This is a genomic window from Yersinia frederiksenii ATCC 33641, assembly GCF_000754805.1.
In the GTDB taxonomy this organism is placed as follows: domain Bacteria; phylum Pseudomonadota; class Gammaproteobacteria; order Enterobacterales; family Enterobacteriaceae; genus Yersinia; species Yersinia frederiksenii.
The window spans coordinates 3,616,457-3,637,428 of record NZ_KN150731.1 but is presented as its reverse complement, the minus strand read 5'-3'; the positions used below and the strand labels follow the sequence as shown (position 1 = coordinate 3,637,428).

Here is a 20,972-nt window from a genome sequence, read left to right as displayed (position 1 = left end):
TCTCCCAATATTGTGTCATCTGCCCTGACAAGGGTTCAGATTAGCTGCCTGCTATGGACTCTGCCAGCCTATTTAATCTGTATTAGAAAAAAATGATATACGCCGACTTTTATCAGTGAAACCACTTAATTCCTTACATTACATTCAGTAACCTGTAATCCAGTGGATTTCATGAGTAACCCAACCCCCTATTTATCCTAATCTGATGCCATAGTCTTCTATAGGGCAAATTGCGCTTATTCCGCATATTCATGCAGTTATGATGCTATACATTCTATCATTCGTAATACTCCACCAACGGGCTAGACGAGTTCTAACGAGAAAACAGTATCTGTAAGCATAAAAAAGCAGCCACTGAGGGCTGCTTGATGTGCATTAATGAATTTATGTCAGAGATAATCAATGCCAGATCAGTCGATCTGCTTAACCTCAACACGCAATTCTTTGGGGACTTCGAAGACGATATTCTCTTCTCGGCCACGGAGTTCAACCGACCCGCCCGCCCCAAAGGATTGCAAGCGCTCGATGACCTGTTGTACCAAAATATCAGGGGCAGATGCGCCAGCAGTAACGCCAATACATGCCGCATTCTGTAGCCATGACTCTTGGATATCATCCGCAGAATCAATCAGATAAGCCGACTTACCCATTCGCTGTGCTAACTCGGCTAAACGATTTGAGTTAGATGAGTTTTTCGAGCCAACCACCAGGACCACATCCGCATCACTTGCCAAATTCCGCACCGCTTCCTGCCGGTTGGTCGTGGCATAGCAGATATCATCTTTACGCGGACCGATAATCTTAGGGAAACGCTTATGTAAGGCATCGATAACAGCAGAGGTATCATCAACTGACAATGTTGTTTGGGTCATAAAGCAGAGATTGTTCTCGTCTTTAACATCCAGTTTCCAAACATCATCAGGGGATTCAACCAGATACATTCCCCCTTTCGGATTGCTGTATTGCCCCATCGTGCCTTCCACTTCAGGATGGCCAGCATGGCCAATCAGGATAGCTTCTTTCCCTTTGCGGCTGGCGCGCGCAACTTCCATATGAACTTTGGTCACCAATGGACAAGTGGCATCAAACAACATGGTTAAATCCCGCGCACGGGCTTCTGCTCGAACCGCCTGCGACACACCATGGGCCGAGAAAATCAGAATGGAGCCATCTGGCACCTCAGAGATATCCTCGATAAAGATAGCACCGCGCTCGCGTAAGCTATCAACCACATAGCGGTTATGCACCACTTCGTGACGGACATAAATCGGCGCGCCATACATCTCGATCGCGCGCTCCACAATACTGATAGCCCGATCAACCCCGGCACAAAAGCCACGTGGATTAGCCAGCAATATCTGCATGCATTTCCTCCTGTTGGGGGTCAATCTCCAGCACTTCAATTTCAAAGCTGACGATATGCCCGGCCAACGGGTGATTAAAATCAACAGTAATAGATTCTTCAGCCACTTCGCGCACTACGCCCGGCATTTCACTGCCATCGCGAGAAGTAAACAGCATGATAGTCCCCGCATCCGGCACACCGGTTTGTGCAAAATCACGCTGAGTGAAGTATTGAATCAAATCAGGACTTTCCAAACCAAAAGCATCTTCAGGCTGCAAGGTAAAAGCGTGCTTATCGCCTGCCTTTAAACCCATCAACTGCTGTTCCAGCGCATCGGAAAGGCTGTTATCGCCTAAACGAAACAGCGCGGGTTTCCCGTGGATATGGGTTGATTCTGCCGTCGAGCCATCTTCCAGCTTCAGAGTGAAATGCACTAATACAGCGCTGTTCTCTTGTACTTGATTGCCTTGTACGTGCTCGGACATCTCATTCACCTTTATCGATCGCCGTTTTTTCAGCCGGGCTTAAGAAGCCTTCAAATATCACCAACGCAGCACCGATACAGATTGCTGTATCGGCAATGTTAAAGGTTGGGAAATGCCAGTTATTGACGTGGAAATCGATAAAATCGATCACCGCGCCATGCACCATACGATCAAACAAGTTACCCAATGCCCCACCGATAATCAGAGCATAAGCGCAATTAAGTAGACGTTGTTTAGCGGTAGAGCGATACATCAGCACCATCAATATGACTGAAATACCGATAGCTATCCCCGCAAAGAACCAACGCTGCCAACCACTTTTATCCGCAAGGAAGCTAAATGCTGCACCAAAATTCTGGGCATAGGTCAGGTTGAAAAAAGGAATCAGTGGCACAGATTCATACAGAGCAAAGTGGGTCATGACCCACTGTTTGCTACCGAGATCCAAAATCACCACCAGTACTGCCAGCCATAACCAGCGCAATCCGGTCGAACAAATAGGTTTACTCATCAGGCGTACTTACGCTCTTCACCGTCTCCGGCAACGTTAGTGACACAGCGGCCGCACAGCTCAGCATGTTCCGCTACCAAACCGATATCTTGAGTGTAATGCCAGCAACGTGGGCACTTCTCACCATCAGCTTTATTAAAGGTAATTTTCAGCCCGGCAATAAGTTCGCTTTGCTGCGCATCATCACCCGCATCAGCGTAATCGGCGACTTTAGCCCCTGAGGTTAGCAACACGAAGCGCAACTCATCTTGCAAGCTGTTCAGACGTTCAGCCAGTTCCGGTGTGGCATACAAGGTCACAGCGGCTTCCAGTGAACCACCGATCTGTTTGTCACTACGAGCCTGCTCCAGCACCTTGTTGACTTCGCCACGGACTTTCAACAGCTCAGCCCAAAAAGTATCGTTCATACTTTCGTCACCCGCCAACCCGAATAGCCCTTCATACCACTCTTCAGTGAAGACATACTGTGGACGTTGACCTGGTAATTGATTCCAGATTTCATCCGCAGTGAAGGACATGATAGGTGCCATCCAGCGCACTAATGCTTCGGCAATATGGAACAGTGCAGTCTGGCAACTGCGGCGGGCAACACTGTCACCTTTTGCAGTGTACTGACGGTCTTTAATGATATCGAGATAGAAAGAACCCATCTCAACCGAGCAGAACTGCATCAAACGCTGTACCACTAAGTGGAAATCATAATTTTCATACGCTGCCATGATTTCGGCTTGTGCGGCCTGTGCACGGCCTACGGCCCAACGGTCAACCACCACCATATCTTCCGGTTTCACCTGATGCTGTGCGGGATCAAAACCATTCAGGTTCGCCAGCAAGAAGCGCGCGGTGTTACGGATACGACGATATGAATCAGCGGAACGTTTCAGAATTTCATCAGATACAGCAATTTCACCGGTGTAATCCGTTGATGCCACCCACAAACGCAGGATATCGCCACCCAGTTTGTTCATGACATCTTGCGGACTGATGGTGTTGCCGATGGATTTGGACATTTTGCGCCCTTGACCATCAACAGTGAAACCATGAGTCAGCACTTGGCGATATGGCGCTTTACCTTTCATCGCCGTCGCAATCATCAATGACGACATAAACCAGCCACGATGTTGGTCAGAACCTTCCAGATACATATCCGGGCTGTGGCCATTAAACTCAGGACGCACATCAACCACTGAAGAGTGGGTTGAACCAGAGTCAAACCAGACGTCCAGAGTGTCGGGAACTTTAACGTAATCTGCGGCGTCAGCGCCCAGGATTTCAGCAGGATCCAGATCCCACCACGCCTGAATACCGTCTTGCTCTACGCGCTTGGCCACTTCTTCCATCAGTTCAGTGCTGCGTGGGTGGAGCACTTCGGTCTCTTTATGGACAAATAGAGACATCGGCACGCCCCAAGTACGCTGACGTGAGATGCACCAATCTGGGCGGTTTGCCACCATGGTTTCGATACGCGCCTGACCCCAATCCGGGATCCACTGCACACCTTTGATCTCTTCCAAAGACTGCTTACGCAGACCCTTTTGATCCATACTGATGAACCATTGCGGGGTAGCGCGGAAGATGATTGGCGTTTTGTGACGCCAGCAACATGGGTAGCTGTGGACCAGTTTTTCGACTTTCAGCAATGCGCCTTTTTCACGCAACAGCTCCACAATCACATCGTTGGCTTTAAATACAAACAGGCCGTCCAGCGTTGGATAGGTTCCTGCGAGGTAGCAGCCGTTCGGCCCCACCGGATTGGCAACTTCCAAACCGTACTTCTGGCCGATAACAAAGTCATCCGGGCCATGACCTGGTGCCGTATGGACTGCGCCGGTACCGGCATCCAGAGTGACGTGATCGCCTAAAATCGCTGGAACATCAAAGCCCATAAATGGATGAGCAAAGCGCAGCAGTTCAAGATCAGCACCTTTACATTCACCCAATACCGTCCACTGGGTAATACCCGCGCGCTTCATAACGCTTTCAACCAAATCAGCGGCTAAAATCAGGCATTCACCTTCAACCTGCACCAACTGATAAGCGTATTCGGCATTCAGGGAAATGGCGCGGTTAGCAGGCAAGGTCCACGGAGTGGTAGTCCAGATAACCAGCGAAATCGGACCATTGACCTGAGTTACACCAAATTTTGCGCTCACTGCGGCGACATCAATCGCGTTAAAACGCACATCAATAGACGGCGATGTTTTATCGTAATATTCGACTTCAGCTTCAGCCAGTGACGAACCGCAATCTGTACACCAGTGCACAGGCTTCGCGCCTTTGTGCAGGTGCCCGTTATCAATGATTTTGCTTAATGCGCGAATGATATTGGCTTCAGTCTTGAAATCCATCGTCAGGTAAGGATGGTCCCAATCGCCCAACACGCCCAGACGGATAAAGTCGGCTTTCTGGCCTTCAACTTGTTCAGCGGCGTATTTACGACAGGCAGCACGGAATTCCGCGGCACTGACCTTCTCACCCGGCTTACCAATTAACTGCTCAACTTTTAACTCGATCGGCAAACCATGGCAGTCCCAACCTGGAATATAAGGTGAGTCGTAGCCAGCCATTCCTTTCGATTTAATAATAATATCTTTGAGAATTTTGTTAACAGAGTGACCAATGTGAATGTTGCCGTTCGCATATGGAGGGCCGTCGTGCAAAATAAAGGTCTTTTTACCCTTCTTGGCCGTACGAATAATCCCGTACAGATCCTGCTCATACCAACGTTTCAGCATGTCAGGTTCACGCTTAGCCAGATCGCCGCGCATCGGGAACCCTGTTTCAGGCAAATTCAGGGTATTCTTGTAGTCACTCATTAGATTCTCGGTTCCGTTTCGGCTAGAAATATTAAACCGGTGTCTTTAGCCCGAAAAATGTTCGGGCCGTCACCACATCATTGGCGATTTGCTGCTTCAACGCATCGAGCGAAGCAAAACGCTGTTCATTGCGCAGTTTTGCGCGGAGCACCACATCAATATGGCGCCCATAGAGATCCATAGTTACATCAAGCAGATGAACCTCTAGCTGCTGGCGAATGCCCGCAACGGTAGGCCGAGTGCCAATATTGGCAACGCCGGGCAATGGCTTTGGACCCAAGCCATACACATCAACTGCATACACTCCTTTTACCGGAGCAACCAAACGTTTTAACGGCAAATTCGCCGTCGGGAAACCCATTGTGCGCCCCAGTTCGTCACCGTGAACCACGCGGCCAGAAATGCTGTATGGATGGCCTAGCAGTGTCTCGGCCAATACCAAATCGTCGTCATTAAGTGCCTGACGAATCGCGGTGCTGCTAATACGCAACCCGGCATCACAAAAGCTGTCGGTGCTGATAACATCAAAACCAAACTCAGCTCCCGCTTGCTGTAATAGATGAAAATCACCCTGACGCCCAGCACCAAAGCGGAAATCATCACCAACGGTTAAAAACTTAACACCCAACTTCTCTACCAGCAACTGAGCAACGAAAGCTTGCGCAGTATTAGCAGCAAAACGCGGATCAAATTTAACGCACAATAAATAGTCAATACCGGCCTCGGCCAGATACTTGGCTTTATCACGCAAACGCGTCAGCCGTGCTGGTGCTTTATCTGCAGCAAACAATTCCAGTGGTTGCGGTTCAAATATCATTACCATAACAGGCAGCCCCAAGCGCCGACCTTCACGCTTTAGCTGCTCCAATAAGGCCTGATGTCCGCGATGGACACCATCAAAATTACCGATAGTTAACACGCAACCATGGTGGCGTGCCCGGATATTATGTATACCGCGAATTAGCTCCATAGCTGGCTCAAAACAGTGGAAATCGCCGGATTATACCTTGTACAGCGGTTAAGGTTAACCCGCGATTGGCACCTTTAATCGAAAGTCATACCATTTTGCCAATAATCTGCAGGTAAAATCCCTTTTACTGACTTTATCCTGTAGAATACGTTCGCCGTTGAATACAGAAGCAGGCTGAGATTTTTGCAAGAATCACCATCCGCAAGAATCACTGTCGAATCCCTTCGAGGCAGTGAACTGTGGAATTTTCTTTCGAAAGACTGTATTCCGCAGCGCGAAGCTGGTAAAATCCCGCTCCATCACAACGTAGCAAGTGCCGCCCGTACAAACGGCGCTTATTTGCACAAATCCATTGACAAACGAAGGCTAAAAGGGCATATTCCTCGGCCTTTGAATTGTCCTCAATAGAATATATTTGGGAGTTGGACCTTGGCTAATATCAAATCAGCTAAGAAACGCGCCGTACAGTCTGAGAAACGCCGCAAGCATAACGCTAGCCGTCGCTCAATGGTGCGTACCTTCATTAAGAAGGTGTATGCGGCAATTGCAGCTGGCGATAAAGACGCAGCGCAAAAAGCATTTAATGAAATGCAACCAATCGTGGATCGTCAGTCCTGTAAAGGTCTGATCCACAAAAACAAAGCAGCGCGCCATAAGTCAAACTTAGTAGCGCAAATCAACGCAATGCAGTAATTGCATTACGTCGACTGCTTAGTAAAAAGACCGGCCTAGGCCGGTTTTTTTACATATTTTGCAAACCCACAAACTCTTTTTAGTCTGCAAATTTTAGCCCCTAAAGAGTGCAGAAAAATCTTTGTTACATACCCGCTGTACCGCCGGGTGCTGGATCATACGCTCAGCAAAAATAACGTAATACTCTTCCTGTACATTATCTAAGCGGCCAATTTCTACAATTTTGTCATCTTTAGCATAGGTGTCAGCTGCATATATTGTCGGTGCAACAAAAATGGCATTGTTATAGAGAGCAAAAGCATTCATCAATGCCGCGTCATCAAACTCCCCCAAAATCTCCACTTTGAGCCCTTTGCTATTAATCCAGTTCAATAATTTACGTCCCAACATAGAACGGCGCCCTGGAATCAACAAACGCTTTTGCTGTAAACAAGCCGGGAACGGTAACTCCGGAATGGGCTGACGACAGTAAAAACTGACACTGCACTCGCCAAGCTTCACAGAGAATAGCCCTTCTTGTTGGCTGGAATCGACAGGGCAATCAGACAAAATCATATCCAGTTTATGCTGGCTTAACTGCTCCAGTAGCATTTCATGGGTTGATTCAAAACAGCGCAAGTGAATTTTTTCATGGTCTGCCACGGCAGTCTCTAGCACTTGGCTAACCAGCCGCTTGGATAGTGCATCGGCAACACCGACATCAAAAAGTAAGTTAGCTTCTTTACGGTAATTAACGATATCCAGCATTTCATGGCTGAGCATAAACATTTTATCGGCATAGCGAAAAACCAACTGCCCTAGCTCTGATGGCACCAGCCCGCGCCCTTGGCGCTTAAATAATTTGCCGCCCAGACGTTCTTCCAAAGCTTTAATTTGCCCGGTTATGGTCTGTGGTGTCAGAAATAAAGCTTCCGCAGCACCAACGACTGAACCTTCCTTACACACCTGCCAAAAATAATACAGATGATTAAAATTGATATGTGACATTCGCATGTTGTTATCTCCTTAACATATCGCCGAGCCAAATAGAGGGCTCCATGCACGACTAAACATTCCCTGTTCCGAGACTTCACAAAATGAAAGCCAGGAAATCCATCAAGTAAAACGCCAGTGCCGCAGCCTGCAGCACTGGGAATTTAGTTCTGAATTAGTGAGTCACTTTTTTGTTCGCGGGCAACGCCGACCGCAGTAAACAATAGCCCACAACGGCTGCGGAGGTCGAACCTAGCAATATACCCAATTTAGAATAAGTCGTCAGGGCAATATCGCCGCCTTCAAACGCCAGTGACGCAATAAATATCGACATGGTGAAGCCGATACCGCATAACACGGATACTGCAAAAATCTGCTTAAAGTTTATCGCCTCAGGCATTTTAGCAATCCCTAACTTAACCGCTAGCCAACTAAATAAGAAAATTCCCAGCGGTTTACCAATAAACAAGCCGCTGGCAATTCCAAGAGGCAGTAGCGAGGTCAATCCTGAGAGAGACACGCCTTGCAATGAAACGCCCGCATTAGCAAAAGCAAATAACGGTAAAATCAAATAAGCCACCCACGGATGCAAACCATGCTCCAGAGATTCCGAAGGCGAGCGCTTATCTTTTGTGTGCAGCGGGATCATAAAGCCAACAATCACGCCGGCTAACGTCGCATGTACCCCGGATTTAAGAATACAGACCCACAGAACCAATCCCACCAGTAAATAGGCTGAGGTTTTCCCGACACCACGCCAGTTCATGTAACCCAATAGCGCGATGGCCGCAGCAGCAATTGCCAAGGCTTGCACGGAAACCTCATGGGTATAAAACAACGCAATAATAATGATGACACCCAAGTCATCAATAATGGCTAATGCCAGTAAAAAGACTTTCAAGCTGGTTGGAACCCGATTCCCCAGCAATGCCATCACACCCAATGCAAAGGCAATATCGGTGGCGGCGGGTATGGCCCAACCCTGGCGGGTAACATCATCCGCCCCATTAAACAGTAAGTAAATCAGGGCTGGAGCCAACATGCCGCCTAATGCGGCAATGGCCGGGAACACCGCTTTATCGCGCCCTGCCAGTGATCCTTCCATCAGTTCGCGCTTCACTTCCAGCCCGACAACCAGGAAGAATACCGCCATTAAGCCATCGTTAATCCATAGCAACAGCGGCTTGCTAATATCCAGTGACGCTATCTTTACCGACACCGGTACATCAAGAAATGATTGATACAGCCCTTGGAGTGGGCTGTTTGCCATAAATAAGGCCACTAGAGCGGCAAAAATTAAAATTAAGCCGCCTGCAGCCTCTTGGCGTAAAAATTGACGAATAATATTTGTCACAATGAATGACTCCTTACATCGGACAGTGAGCTTATGCTCGGCAAATCAATTCATAAATATTAGGATAATCCTTAACTCGAAAAAAGTCGTTTTTATGGCAATAAATACTCGGCAAAACCGAGTCGTTGCTGATGTGCATCACAGATATTCCACTATGATGATGAAAAAAATCCCCGATAATTATCGAGGATTTTAATTTTCATCTGCAATATTTGCTTGTTAGCAGCTAAATCACGACTAGCGAGTCAGATCATCAAAAAATTTCTTTACGCCATCTAAAAAGCTTTTAGAGCGAGGGCTATTTTTCTCACCCGCCGCACCTACAAAGCTTTCTTCCAGTTCACGTAGCAACTGTTTCTGTTTTTCATTCAGATGGACCGGAGTCTCAACTACTACACGGCATAGCAAGTCGCCTTGACTACCACCGCGAACAGATTTAACCCCTTTGCCACGCATACGGAACAGTTTGCCTGTTTGCGTTTCCGCCGGTACCTTCAGCTTAACTCGGCCATCTAACGTCGGAACTTCAATCTCGCCGCCCAAGGCTGCCATTGCAAAGTTAATAGGAACTTCGCAATAGAGGTTATTGCCTTCGCGCTCAAAGATTGGGTGCGCTTTGACCTGAACCTGAACGTACAAATCGCCCGCTGGTGCACCATGTTCGCCGGCTTCACCTTCACCACTTAAACGAATCCGGTCACCGGTATCCACGCCTGCTGGGATTTTAACCGACAGAGTTTTTGATTTCTCAACCCGACCATGTCCATGACATTTATTGCACGGGTCTTTAATAATTTGACCACTGCCATGACAAGTCGGACATGCCTGCTGTACGGTGAAGAACCCTTGGCGCATATGAACCTGACCTGCCCCACGGCAAGTCGAACACGTTACCGGAGAGCTACCTGGTTTAGCACCGCTACCGTGGCAAACATCACACTCATTTAGCGTCGGAATACGGATTTCTTTGGTCACACCCCGGACAGCTTCTTCCAGTGTCAGATCCATGTTGTAGCGTAGGTCTGAACCACGGGAGGCACGTTGACGACGGCCACCACCAAAGATATCACCGAAAACATCACCAAAAATGTCGCTAAAATCGGCACCACCGCCACCAAAACCGCCACCGCCCATGCCACCTTGTTCAAAGGCTGCATGACCATATTGATCATAGGCTGCGCGTTTTTGTGGGTCGGTCAGAATTTCGTAAGCTTCCTTAACTTCTTTAAAATTTTCGCCGGTATCGTTCTCGTCCTGATTACGGTCCGGATGATACTTTACCGCCAGGCGTTTATAGGCCTTTTTGATTTCACGTTCATCGGCGTCCTTTTTAACGCCTAAAACCTCGTAATAATCTCTCTTCGCCATTCTCTTTTTTTCCTACCCTTAACATGCGTGCACGGGCGTAGAGTTTCCTCGACGCCCGTGCTGGTTTCCAGCAACAGTAAGGCCTACCACTGCTGTGCCCGCTTAAGGGCGATTATTTTTTGTCTTTCACTTCTTCGAATTCGGCGTCTACGACGTCGTCTTCTTTCTTGGCACTGGTATCACCAGCATCACCGCCTGCGGCAGCTTGCTGCTGCTGAGCCATTTCCAGCAACTTGCCAGAAACTTGCACCAGAGCCTGAGTTTTCGCTTCAATTTCAGCTTTGTCTTCGCCTTTCAGCGCAGCTTCCAAAGCTTTCACCGCATCTTCGATTGCAGTTTTATCTTCAGCTGGCAGCTTGTCACCGGCTTCTTCCAACTGTTTACGAGTGCCGTGAATCAGATGGTCAGCCTGGTTGCGAGTCTGTACCAGCTCTTCAAACTTGCGGTCTGCTTCAGCGTTAGCTTCCGCATCGCGTACCATTTTCTGGATCTCTTCCTCGTTCAAACCAGAAGATGCCTTGATAGTGATCTTCTGCTCACGACCGGTATTTTTGTCTTTAGCAGACACATGCAAAATACCATCGGCGTCGATATCAAAGGTCACTTCGATTTGCGCCATGCCGCGAGGTGCAGCTTGGATACCGTCCAGATTGAACTGACCCAGAGATTTGTTATCCTGGGCACGTTTACGCTCACCCTGAAGCACATGGATGGTTACTGCAGACTGGTTGTCTTCCGCAGTAGAGAACACCTGGCTGTGCTTAGTTGGGATAGTGGTGTTTTTAGTGATAAGCGGAGTCATCACACCACCCATGGTTTCAATACCCAGTGACAGTGGGGTAACGTCCAGCAACAGAACGTCTTTCACTTCACCAGACAGAACACCACCCTGCACTGCCGCACCAATAGCTACAGCTTCATCTGGGTTAACGTCTTTACGTGGTTCTTTACCGAAGAAATCAGCAACTTTCTTCTGAACCATTGGCATACGAGTCTGACCACCAACCAGGATAACGTCCTGGATGTCGGAAACAGACAGGCCAGCATCCTGCAGAGCCACTTTCAGTGGTTCAATAGAACGGTTTACCAAATCTTCTACCAGTGACTCCAATTTAGCGCGGGTCACTTTGATGTTCATGTGTTTTGGACCATTGCCATCAGCCGTGATGTACGGCAGGTTGACGTCGGTCTGCTGAGCTGAAGACAGCTCAATTTTCGCTTTTTCAGCCGCTTCTTTCAGGCGCTGCATTGCCAGTGGATCGGTACGCAGATCCATGCCCTGGTCTTTCTTAAACTCATCAACCAAGTAGTTGATCAAGCGGCTATCGAAGTCTTCACCACCCAAGTGGGTGTCACCGTTGGTTGCCAGAACTTCAAAGGTTTTTTCGCCATCAACTTCGTCGATTTCGATAATTGAGATATCGAAAGTACCACCACCGAGGTCATAAACCGCAATAGTACGGTTGCCGACTTCTTTATCCAAACCATAGGCTAATGCTGCTGCGGTTGGCTCGTTAATGATACGTTTTACTTCCAGACCTGCGATACGGCCAGCATCTTTGGTTGCCTGACGCTGAGCATCGTTAAAGTATGCAGGTACAGTGATAACTGCCTCAGTCACTGGTTCGCCCAGATAATCTTCAGCCGTTTTCTTCATTTTCTTCAGCACTTCAGCAGAAATCTGCGGTGGTGCAATTTTCTGGCCTCTCACTTCCAGCCAAGCGTCACCATTATCAGCAGCAACGATTTTGTACGGCATGATGCTCTTATCACGCTGTGCTTCTTCGTCTTGGAAACGACGGCCAATCAAACGCTTAATAGCAAACAGTGTGTTTTCTGCGTTAGTGACAGCCTGACGTTTAGCTGGTTGACCAACCAGAATCTCACCATCTTGGGTATACGCAATAATAGAAGGCGTTGTGCGATCGCCTTCGGCGTTTTCCAGCACGCGCGCAGTTGTGCCATCCATAATTGCTACACAAGAGTTGGTAGTACCCAAGTCGATACCAATAATTTTACCCATCTAGAACGCCTCCACTAAAAAGTCATATTCGGTCAAGTTACTAATCTATATGTGGGCGGATTGTTTATTTTCAACTGCCCGTATTTTCACAATCAATGATTTCACACCCAGATTTCTACTGATGTATGTTTCCGCTGATCCACGATTAGTCCTTGCGGTTGGGAATAAGATGGGGCCACGAAACGCAGCATCAAGGGGGGAGATGAAAAAAAATTACTTTTTATCACCTTCAAGATCATTGTTTCCAATCGCGCAGATCATTATGATGCCGCGCGCACTGAGGGAATAGACGACTTTTTAGTCATTCAGGCGCCTTATACTTATTCGGATAATTATCCTTTTTTATTGGCATTCTGTTACTTGCAGAGGACTTATGAACACCACCAAGTTGGCGAATCCTGGCCCATTAGGCCTGATGGGCTTTGGGATGACCACCGTCTTGCTTAACCTGCACAACGCAGGCTTCTTTCCCCTGACCTCTGTTATTTTGAGTATGGGGATTTTTTACGGCGGTCTGGCACAAATTCTAGCGGGTATGCTGGAATATAAGAAAGGCAATACTTTTGCTGCAACAGCATTTACCTCCTATGGTGCATTCTGGTTGAGCCTGGTCGGTTTGCTAATGTTGCCGAAAATGGGCATGGCGGAAGCAACTGATGCGCAATTCCTTGGCGTTTATTTAGGCCTATGGGGTATCTTCACGCTGTTTATGTTCTTCGGCACCTTGCCAGCTAACCGTGCCTTACAGTTTGTTTTCGGTAGCTTGACGCTGTTGTTTGCTCTGCTGGCGGTCGGTAACTTCACCGGTAACCATTCGCTGCTGGTTTTCGCTGGTTTCGAAGGCATTATCTGTGGTGCTAGCGCAATTTACCTGGCAATGGCAGAAGTATTGAATGAACAATATGGCCGTACAGTGCTGCCAATTGGCGAACCGAGCCAAACTTTACCAGCACAAGCTGTAGCTTAATTACAACTCACTTAAAGAGTTTATATTTTCTAGCCCCCTAAGTGTTAATATTTAGGGGGCTTTTTTATACTTAATTTATCGTAGCACCTCTGCAAGCAGCTCTTATATATAACCTGATTATTACATATGAAAACATATCTATTTATTAATACTATAAAATAGTTAAATAGAATAATTAAAATAGATAAAGAAAATAAAGAACTCGTCAGATAACATATCAATACCGTTGATAATATTGAATGAATAACAAGAAACCTAAAGGTCACCTATGAAGATAGTCACAAAACTATTCGCTAGCACTATATTAATAATTTCACAATCAACTTGGTCAGATGAGGCAAAAATCTGTTTTTATGAATTAGCCGATTATCAAGGAGAGTCATTTTGTGCGGAAGAAAGTGAGGCAAACTCCACCTATAACTATGATGATAATTTTGATCATGGTATCGCTTCTATTTCAGTACCACCGGGAATGATTATCACTATTTATGATGGTATTAATTTTTCCGGCACCAAGAAAAAGTTAAAGAATGATATTAATCTACCAGAATTAATATCATCAGGTTTATATCAAAAAATAAAATCCTATCAAATAGAACCTGCAATCTGTTTTTATACTGAAGACAATTATCAAGGCGACAGTACTTGCTTAGCGTCAAATCAACAAATAGACTTATATCATGACAGTCAGGGAATAATTAATTCTGACCGAAATGTACTTCTTGTTCATAACGATAGTATCAAATCAATTACCATCCCTGATGGGATGATGGCGACAATTTATAAAAATGACAATTTCAATGCACCTTTTTTCGAGCTAACCGAAAGTATTACTGTTAATGGTTTAAAATCACTAGGAATGGACAGTGAAATAACCGGCATGAAAGCAACAGAAAGCAAAGAACTTAATTGTGATCAACAATGTATTATTATAGGAAGGCGTAGGATAAACCTAACTGATGCATTCGGTAGTTATTGGGATAATACTCTTCTAAAAAACAAACAATTACTCCTTGTTTTTAATAGTGAAGGAATTTATAGAGATACCACTTATGACATTAAATTATTCGGTGGCCCGACAATTAGCCTGAATAAAGGTAATATTATATTTTCCGATCTGAGTATGATCAGTAAGTTTTATTTTAGTCTTCACAAGGAGATAGATAGACTATCATTTATTATACAGATAGAAGATGGCATCGTAAAAACCCAATATATACAAACATTAAATAATAACTTAGTTGATATATCGCCCATCATATTATTTGAATGGCAAAATACAATCAAAGAAAATCCAGAAATAGAAATAATAAACTACAATATAGAAAAACCACTCATTTTAGCCAAAACGATACTAACAGCAGATACTGGCATCAAATCAGAGAAAAAAAGAGACGCAAATCAAATAAGTAAAGCAAGCAAAATAATATGTGCCTTCACTCCTTTTCTAAATATTTACAACTATATTACACAAGGTAAATGCCAACAATTAGATAACATTGTATTTAGTGCACATCAATATTTCAATAATAATACGGCAGGTAAGACTTTACATATTGCCGGAAGCAGTCGCCCACTTAGTAAAGAATCATTAACCGGAACAAAACCACCTGATATAAATAGCTTTAATAGTTATGCGCTATTAACCTATATTGACAGTACTAAGCATAATCAATCACTAAGTTTACCTGCCGTCGCAAAAGCCTGCATGGTTTCTATCTATTCTTTATTCAATTCACGTCAGACTCGCCAAATAAAGCCTCACTGTATCGATTGGACACTAGAAATCATGACTGATTTCACCTTATTATTCGGCCATAGTTTGGAAACTTGGAATGCCGTATTTTTTGGCCAAATTATAGATTCTATTACTAGAACGGGAAGCACTGGGGTCGAGGTAAAAGACCATGATGTGGAAAAGCGATTAATCAATGCTGTAAAAGAAAAAATAATGGAAAAAAATACGGAAGATGCTTTTAATCATGTCAGAACCGCCTTTGACTATGCGCAGCTTAGCTATTTAGGAAACAGATTTCGTTATTTATCGGATGAGTCTCCCTCACAAGTGGAATTATTACCTCTAGGTGTCTATGAGTTAATATTAGATACATTTATATACAGACCAATCCCACCTACTTTCATAGTGCAAAATGAGCCTATTGTGCAACATGACTTAAACTTTGAAGTGGAAATATTGACAACACTCTCCCCTGAGGAAGAGGAAAAGCTGTCAGATGCCGAAATTCAGAATGCGCAAGCTATGCGCAGAAGACTCAGCGAAACTATTGCTCAATGGGGAGAACAGTATCAAGGCACACATATGGGAGCAGATCCCACTACTGATGATACACAGACCGTGCTCAGTAAAATCCTACATGCTGGGCATATTGTTACCGGGATAATCCATCGGAGATTAATTATTCGCCGTCCTGGTGAAATTTATGTAGTCATCAAGCTACATGGCAGAATTATAGCCATTATTCTGGCTGACCGTTTTAATAGTCAAAGTGAAGTTGAACTGGTCGCATCAGCAACACTGCCAGATTATGTGTTATTCCCCGAACGTGAAGGAACAGTAAGGGGAGCAGGAACCGCCGCAGTCAGTGAGCTTGCCCGCTATTTACAACGACAAGGGGCTCGGACTTTATTTTCTGAAGTCATTTCTCACCCTTCAGCACGAGTCAAACAGAAACTCGGTTTTAATTTTAAAAACGAGTTTTAAAATTATTTGAGCAAAAAATAGCCCATAAATTCATGGGCTATTGGTGCGAAGACTTATTGGATGATAGTGTTATTTAGCCCATCACCTTCTTGGTTATCTGAACTTTTACATCACTGTTAATATCGTTACGCAGATAAATCCCTAACAACAGCCCTACCAGTGATAATAACAACATGTAATACGCTGGAGCCATTGGGGTCACCTTCATCAATAAAGTCACCAGAATAGGTGTCAGGCCACCAAAAATGGCATACGCCACATTGTAGGAGAAGGAAATACCGGTGAAACGGACTTCAGCAGGGAAAGCGCGCACCATGACATAAGGTACCGCCCCAACAATACCGACACAAAAGCCAGCCATCATATAATGGCTAAACAGTTGAGTCGGATCAGTCAAATTAGAGTGATAAAACGACCACGTGGATACAGCCAACATCAAGCTACCAATAATAAAGGTCTTACTGGCACCAAAGCGATCAATCGCTAATCCTGCAACCACACAGCCAAATACCAACGCAACAATGGCCAAGCTATTAGCTTGTAATGCCAGTGCCGGTAAAACACCAAACTGTTTCTGTAAATAAGTCGGCGTCATCAGGATAACGACCACAATACCGGCCGAGAGCAGCCAAGTCAGCAGCATTGAAACAAACACTTCTTTCTTATGATTGACCACGACAGATTTCAAGGGCAATTCGTCTGCCAAGGTTTTACGGGCCTGCATCTCTTTGAAGATAGGTGTTTCTTGCAACCAACGGCGTAAATACATCGCAAACAAGCCGAAAATCCCACCGAGGAAGAACGGTACCCGCCATCCGCCATCTAAAATAGCTTGATGACTCAGCATGGTGTTCATCGCCGTCGCTACCAGTGAACCTAACAAGATCCCAGCAGTTAAGCCTGCTGTTAAGGTGCCGCAGGCGATGCCAATACGCCGGCGTGGTACATGTTCAGCTACAAAGACCCATGCACCGGGAACTTCACCACCGATTGCCGCACCTTGTAATACCCGCATCAGCAACAGCAGTAATGGTGCAGCAATACCGATAGAGGCATAAGTTGGCAGCATACCAATCGCCAGCGTTGGTAATGCCATTAACAAAATACTCAAAGTGAACATTTTTTTACGGCCGACCAAATCACCAAAGTGCGCCATGATGATGCCACCCAGCGGACGAGCCAGATAACCGGCGGCAAAAATACCGAATGTTTGGACCTGACGTAGCCACTCTGGCATATCTGTCGGGAAGAATAGGTCACCAATAACCGCCGCAAAAAAGACAAAGATGATGAAATCATAAAACTCTAGCGCCCCGCCCAGTGCGGCCAGCGTGAGTGTTTTGTAATCTTGCTTATTCAACCGGCGATTATGATTATGCTGTTGGCCAGTATGAGACTGGGATAAGTCATTTTGAGTTGAGTTGAGTTCTTGAGGCATATGACACCGTAGTAAACCAGAGTAGGGGAAGAAAAATATTTCCAACTTTTTGTAAAGTAAACATGACTATACCGTACAAAATTCCCCACACGCTTACAACGGAGTTTTATGCTATAGAAAATTCTAATTTAGCCTTTTGCACCAATAACAGCACTCTTAGGACGAAAAGACGCTACCACTTCACTGTTAGTTTCGACGTAAGGTCCGTCCAATAATTGGATGCAATAAGGTACACTGGCAAAAATACCGGCGACGACAACCTTTGACTGAGCATCTTTCACTCCTTCAAGGGTTTCTTTGATCGATTTAGGCTGCCCAGGTAAGTTAATAATCAATGCTTGCTTACGAATAACCCCCACCTGACGAGACAATATCGCGGTAGGAACGAAATGAAGGCTGATTTGACGCATTTGTTCGCCAAAACCTGGCATTTGACGATCAGCGATAGCCAGAGTGGCGTCAGGAGTGACATCACGTCTTGCCGGCCCCGTTCCCCCCGTAGTCAGCACCAAATGGCAACCCATTTCATCGACTAACTCACACAGGGTTTGCTCAATCAGCGTTTGTTCATCGGGGATAAGACGGGTTTCGATTTCAAAAGGGGTCGTTAACGCGCTCGCCAACCACGCTTCCAATGCTGGAATTCCTTTATCTTGATATACCCCACTCGACGCGCGATCTGAGACTGAAACTAAACCGATACGTAATGTATTCATATGACTACCTCGACGAAAAGCCTTTTATCTGTAGCGAATAATAGCATATTCAACGTCATTGGAACTGCTCTCCGGCGCGAGTGACAGGCAATAAAAAAGGCGGCTTACGCCACCTTTTCATCGAATAACTGCGGATAATCAATTACTGCAAGCTATAGAAATTACAGCAGGTCTGAGATCATTTTCTCAAGTTTGCCTTGGTCGATGGCAAATTTACGGATGCCATCAGCCAGTTTATCAATCGCCATTGGGTCTTGGTTGTGCTGCCAGTAGAACTCAGCTTCAGTCAATGGAGCAGGTTTAGCCTGGACTTCACCGGTATAAGACAATTTACGCTCTACCGGGCCTTCACTTTCTGCCAGCTCTTTCAGCAAAGATGGCGCGATAGTCAGGCGATCACAACCTGCCAACTCGATGATTTCGCCCAGATTACGGAAGCTTGCGCCCATAACCACAGTCTTATAACCGTGTTTTTTGTAATACTGGTAAATCTCGGTGACGGAAACAACACCTGGATCTTCGTTTGGTGCGAACTCTTTTTTGTCGCCATTGGCTTTATACCAGTCAAGAATACGGCCAACAAAGGGTGAAATCAGGAACACACCCGCTTCAGCACAAGCACGCGCCTGAGCGAAGGAGAACAGCAGAGTCAGGTTACAGTTGATGCCTTCTTTTTCCAGCTGTTCCGCAGCACGAATACCCTGCCAAGTAGAAGCCAGTTTGATCAGAATACGGTCATTGCTGATGCCAGCTTCGTTATACATTTTGATCAGACGCTTGGCTTTTGCCACGCTGGCAACAGTGTCATAAGACAGACGGGCATCAACTTCAGTAGAAATACGGCCTGGGATCAGCTTCAGAATTTCCAAACCAATATTGACAGCCAGTTTGTCTGTCGCATCAACGATCTGTTGAGCATGGTCGCTACTTTGTTCACGCGCCCAAGCAACAGCCTCATCAATCAGTTTGCGGTATTCAGGAATTTGCGCAGCATTCAGAATCAGTGATGGGTTGGTGGTTGCATCTTGCGGCTGATACAGTTTCATTGCCGCGATATCCCCAGTATCTGCTACTACCGTGGTGATTTGACGTAGGGAAGTAAGTTTATCGGTCATGTTGTCGTTTCTCATCGTATGTGCATGAACTTTTGGCATGTCGCTGCTTTTTATCTCTGTTGAAACAGCTAATCACCCCTTTTCCAATGTTAGCTATTTCTCACAATTGGCTATTTCGACACTCTGCCTTGTCTTGATAATAACATGCGTAAGCCTCGGTGCAAGGCAGTTAAACAGACTAAAAAAGGCGCAAACCAACACTATCCGATTCGCAACCGTTTTCGCCTTTTAAAACAGCTGGAAACCGGCAGGTTAATAGCAACTTAGTCCATTATTGTGGTGCTGAGACGATTTAGCCAAACAACGTTTTCAGTCATTGGAGACCTAAGTTGTAAAAACTATATCCCTTATCAGGCAGACCGCCTACCTATCTTAGCAATCGACCAATCTTCTTTTAGCTGACGGCTGCTTTTTGCTACAGTGTGTTATTTGGATATACCCTAAATAATTCGAGTAGTAGGAAGATGGCAAATAAGTGAGTCCTTGGCAGCTTACATAAGTAAGTGACTGGGGTGAACGAATGCAGCCAACACCTGCAGCTTGAAGTATGACGGGAATAAATAGGATGTCGCCATGCTTATTATTATTTCCCCAGCCAAAACCCTTGATTTTCAAAGTCCATTAGCGACCAAGAAGTTTACTCAGCCTGAAATGTTGGATAAATCACAACAACTTATCGAGATTTGCCGTGAGTTGACGCCCGCGCAAATCAGCAGTCTGATGGGGATTAGCGACAAACTAGCGGGATTAAATGCCGCCCGCTTTAGCGAATGGCAGCCAGATTTCACGCCGGACAATGCGCGCCAGGCTATCCTGGCCTTTAAAGGTGATGTCTACACCGGGATGCAAGTACAAGATTTCAGCGCTGCTGATTTTGATTTTGCCCAACAACATTTGCGTATGCTCTCTGGTCTATACGGTGTGCTACGGCCGCTTGATCTGATGCAGCCTTATCGGCTGGAAATGGGGATTAAGCTGGCTAATCCAAACGGCAAAGATCTCTATTCATTCTGGGGTGATCAGATAACCGAAAAACTGAATCAGGCACTGGAGCAGCAAGGCGATAACGTGCTGATTAATCTGGCTTCTGATGAGTACTTTAAGGCAGTAAAACCAGCCAAATTAACCGGTTCACTGATTAAGCCGGTCTTTTTGGATGAGAAAAACGGGAAGTATAAAATCATCAGTTTCTACGCCAAAAAAGCGCGCGGGCTTATGAGTCGTTTTATCATTCAAAACAAATTGACCAAACCAGAGCAACTGGTTGATTTTAATTTGGAAGGTTATGAATTTGATGCCGGGTTATCAGCTAAAAACGAGTTGGTATTTAAGCGAAGCGAAAATTAGGTTTTGGTATTAAGTTGTTTAGGGACTGAGTTTGAAGGATGGAGGGTTGAGTGAGCGGGCAATATCTCGTGCCAGCCACAGGAGTAGGAGGCCGACCGGCCCTCCTACTCAACAGCCTGGCTAAATAACT

At 45.8% G+C, this 20,972-nt stretch carries 16 protein-coding genes; 4 read left to right on the top strand and 12 right to left on the bottom strand.

Annotated elements, in window-relative coordinates:
* Nucleotides 1-410 precede the first annotated feature (410 nt).
* Genes ispH through ribF form a run of 5 tightly spaced genes read right to left on the bottom strand, consistent with a single transcriptional unit; the run spans nucleotide 411 to nucleotide 6,127 of the window.
* Nucleotides 411-1,364, bottom strand: coding sequence for a 4-hydroxy-3-methylbut-2-enyl diphosphate reductase (gene ispH, locus DJ58_RS05690; protein WP_032909922.1), 954 nt, complete (start codon nucleotides 1,362-1,364; stop codon nucleotides 411-413).
* A complete protein-coding gene (gene fkpB / locus DJ58_RS05695; RefSeq protein ID WP_004706095.1) occupies nucleotides 1,345-1,830 on the bottom strand; it encodes an FKBP-type peptidyl-prolyl cis-trans isomerase in 486 nt (161 codons plus the stop codon). Before fkpB ends, ispH begins: the two co-directional genes overlap by 20 nt.
* A gap of 1 nt (nucleotide 1,831) precedes the next feature.
* The gene (gene lspA / locus DJ58_RS05700) at nucleotides 1,832-2,341 is read right to left on the bottom strand and encodes a signal peptidase II (RefSeq protein WP_032909919.1); all 510 of its coding nucleotides are present in this window, start codon (nucleotides 2,339-2,341) and stop codon (nucleotides 1,832-1,834) included.
* Nucleotides 2,341-5,157, bottom strand: coding sequence for an isoleucine--tRNA ligase (gene ileS / locus DJ58_RS05705; RefSeq protein WP_004706090.1), 2,817 nt, complete (start codon nucleotides 5,155-5,157; stop codon nucleotides 2,341-2,343). Before ileS ends, lspA begins: the two co-directional genes overlap by 1 nt.
* Nucleotides 5,158-5,188: 31 nt before the next feature.
* Nucleotides 5,189-6,127: a bifunctional riboflavin kinase/FAD synthetase gene (gene ribF, locus DJ58_RS05710; protein ID WP_032909916.1), complete on the bottom strand. Its 939-nt coding sequence runs from the start codon at nucleotides 6,125-6,127 to the stop codon at nucleotides 5,189-5,191.
* Between the two features lie 429 nt (nucleotides 6,128-6,556).
* On the opposite strand from ribF, the gene rpsT reads away from it, so the two are divergent.
* On the top strand, nucleotides 6,557-6,820 hold the full coding sequence (rpsT, locus tag DJ58_RS05715; RefSeq protein WP_002220715.1) for a 30S ribosomal protein S20: 264 nt from the start codon (nucleotides 6,557-6,559) through the stop codon (nucleotides 6,818-6,820).
* 93 nt (nucleotides 6,821-6,913) lie between these two features.
* Here the strand turns inward: rpsT and nhaR are convergent, their stop codons facing one another.
* The 4 genes from nhaR to dnaK all read right to left on the bottom strand — a co-directional run bounded on the left by nhaR (nucleotide 6,914) and on the right by dnaK (nucleotide 12,537).
* On the bottom strand, nucleotides 6,914-7,813 hold the full coding sequence (nhaR, locus tag DJ58_RS05720) for a transcriptional activator NhaR (protein WP_032909912.1): 900 nt from the start codon (nucleotides 7,811-7,813) through the stop codon (nucleotides 6,914-6,916).
* Nucleotides 7,814-7,967: 154 nt separating this feature from the next.
* Complete coding sequence (gene nhaA, locus DJ58_RS05725) at nucleotides 7,968-9,146, bottom strand: Na+/H+ antiporter NhaA (protein WP_004706080.1); 1,179 nt, start codon at nucleotides 9,144-9,146, stop codon at nucleotides 7,968-7,970.
* A 237-nt stretch (nucleotides 9,147-9,383) separates the two neighbouring features.
* Nucleotides 9,384-10,514 carry a molecular chaperone DnaJ gene (dnaJ, locus tag DJ58_RS05730; RefSeq protein WP_004706078.1) on the bottom strand — a complete coding sequence of 377 codons (1,131 nt, stop codon included), beginning with the start codon at nucleotides 10,512-10,514 and terminating at the stop codon, nucleotides 9,384-9,386.
* A 112-nt stretch (nucleotides 10,515-10,626) separates the two neighbouring features.
* Entirely contained in the window at nucleotides 10,627-12,537 is a 1,911-nt protein-coding gene (gene dnaK / locus DJ58_RS05735) for a molecular chaperone DnaK (RefSeq protein WP_004706076.1), read from the bottom strand.
* A gap of 373 nt (nucleotides 12,538-12,910) precedes the next feature.
* On the opposite strand from dnaK, the gene satP reads away from it, so the two are divergent.
* The gene (gene satP / locus DJ58_RS05740; protein ID WP_004706074.1) at nucleotides 12,911-13,504 is read left to right on the top strand and encodes an acetate uptake transporter; all 594 of its coding nucleotides are present in this window, start codon (nucleotides 12,911-12,913) and stop codon (nucleotides 13,502-13,504) included.
* Between the two features lie 268 nt (nucleotides 13,505-13,772).
* Entirely contained in the window at nucleotides 13,773-16,226 is a 2,454-nt protein-coding gene (locus tag DJ58_RS05745) for a GNAT family N-acetyltransferase (protein ID WP_032913266.1), read from the top strand.
* Nucleotides 16,227-16,299: 73 nt separating this feature from the next.
* On the opposite strand, the gene DJ58_RS05750 is transcribed toward DJ58_RS05745, so the two are convergent.
* From DJ58_RS05750 to tal, 3 genes are all read right to left on the bottom strand, one after another.
* The gene (locus DJ58_RS05750; RefSeq protein WP_004706069.1) at nucleotides 16,300-17,664 is read right to left on the bottom strand and encodes an MFS transporter; all 1,365 of its coding nucleotides are present in this window, start codon (nucleotides 17,662-17,664) and stop codon (nucleotides 16,300-16,302) included.
* A 128-nt stretch (nucleotides 17,665-17,792) separates the two neighbouring features.
* Nucleotides 17,793-18,380, bottom strand: a complete 588-nt coding sequence (gene mog, locus DJ58_RS05755) for a molybdopterin adenylyltransferase (protein ID WP_004706066.1) — start codon at nucleotides 18,378-18,380, stop codon at nucleotides 17,793-17,795.
* Nucleotides 18,381-18,541: 161 nt separating this feature from the next.
* The gene (gene tal / locus DJ58_RS05760) at nucleotides 18,542-19,495 is read right to left on the bottom strand and encodes a transaldolase (RefSeq protein ID WP_004706065.1); all 954 of its coding nucleotides are present in this window, start codon (nucleotides 19,493-19,495) and stop codon (nucleotides 18,542-18,544) included.
* A 573-nt stretch (nucleotides 19,496-20,068) separates the two neighbouring features.
* Here tal and yaaA point away from each other — a divergent pair.
* Nucleotides 20,069-20,842, top strand: coding sequence for a peroxide stress protein YaaA (gene yaaA / locus DJ58_RS05765; protein WP_004706063.1), 774 nt, complete (start codon nucleotides 20,069-20,071; stop codon nucleotides 20,840-20,842).
* The last annotated feature ends 130 nt before the right edge of the window (nucleotides 20,843-20,972 follow it).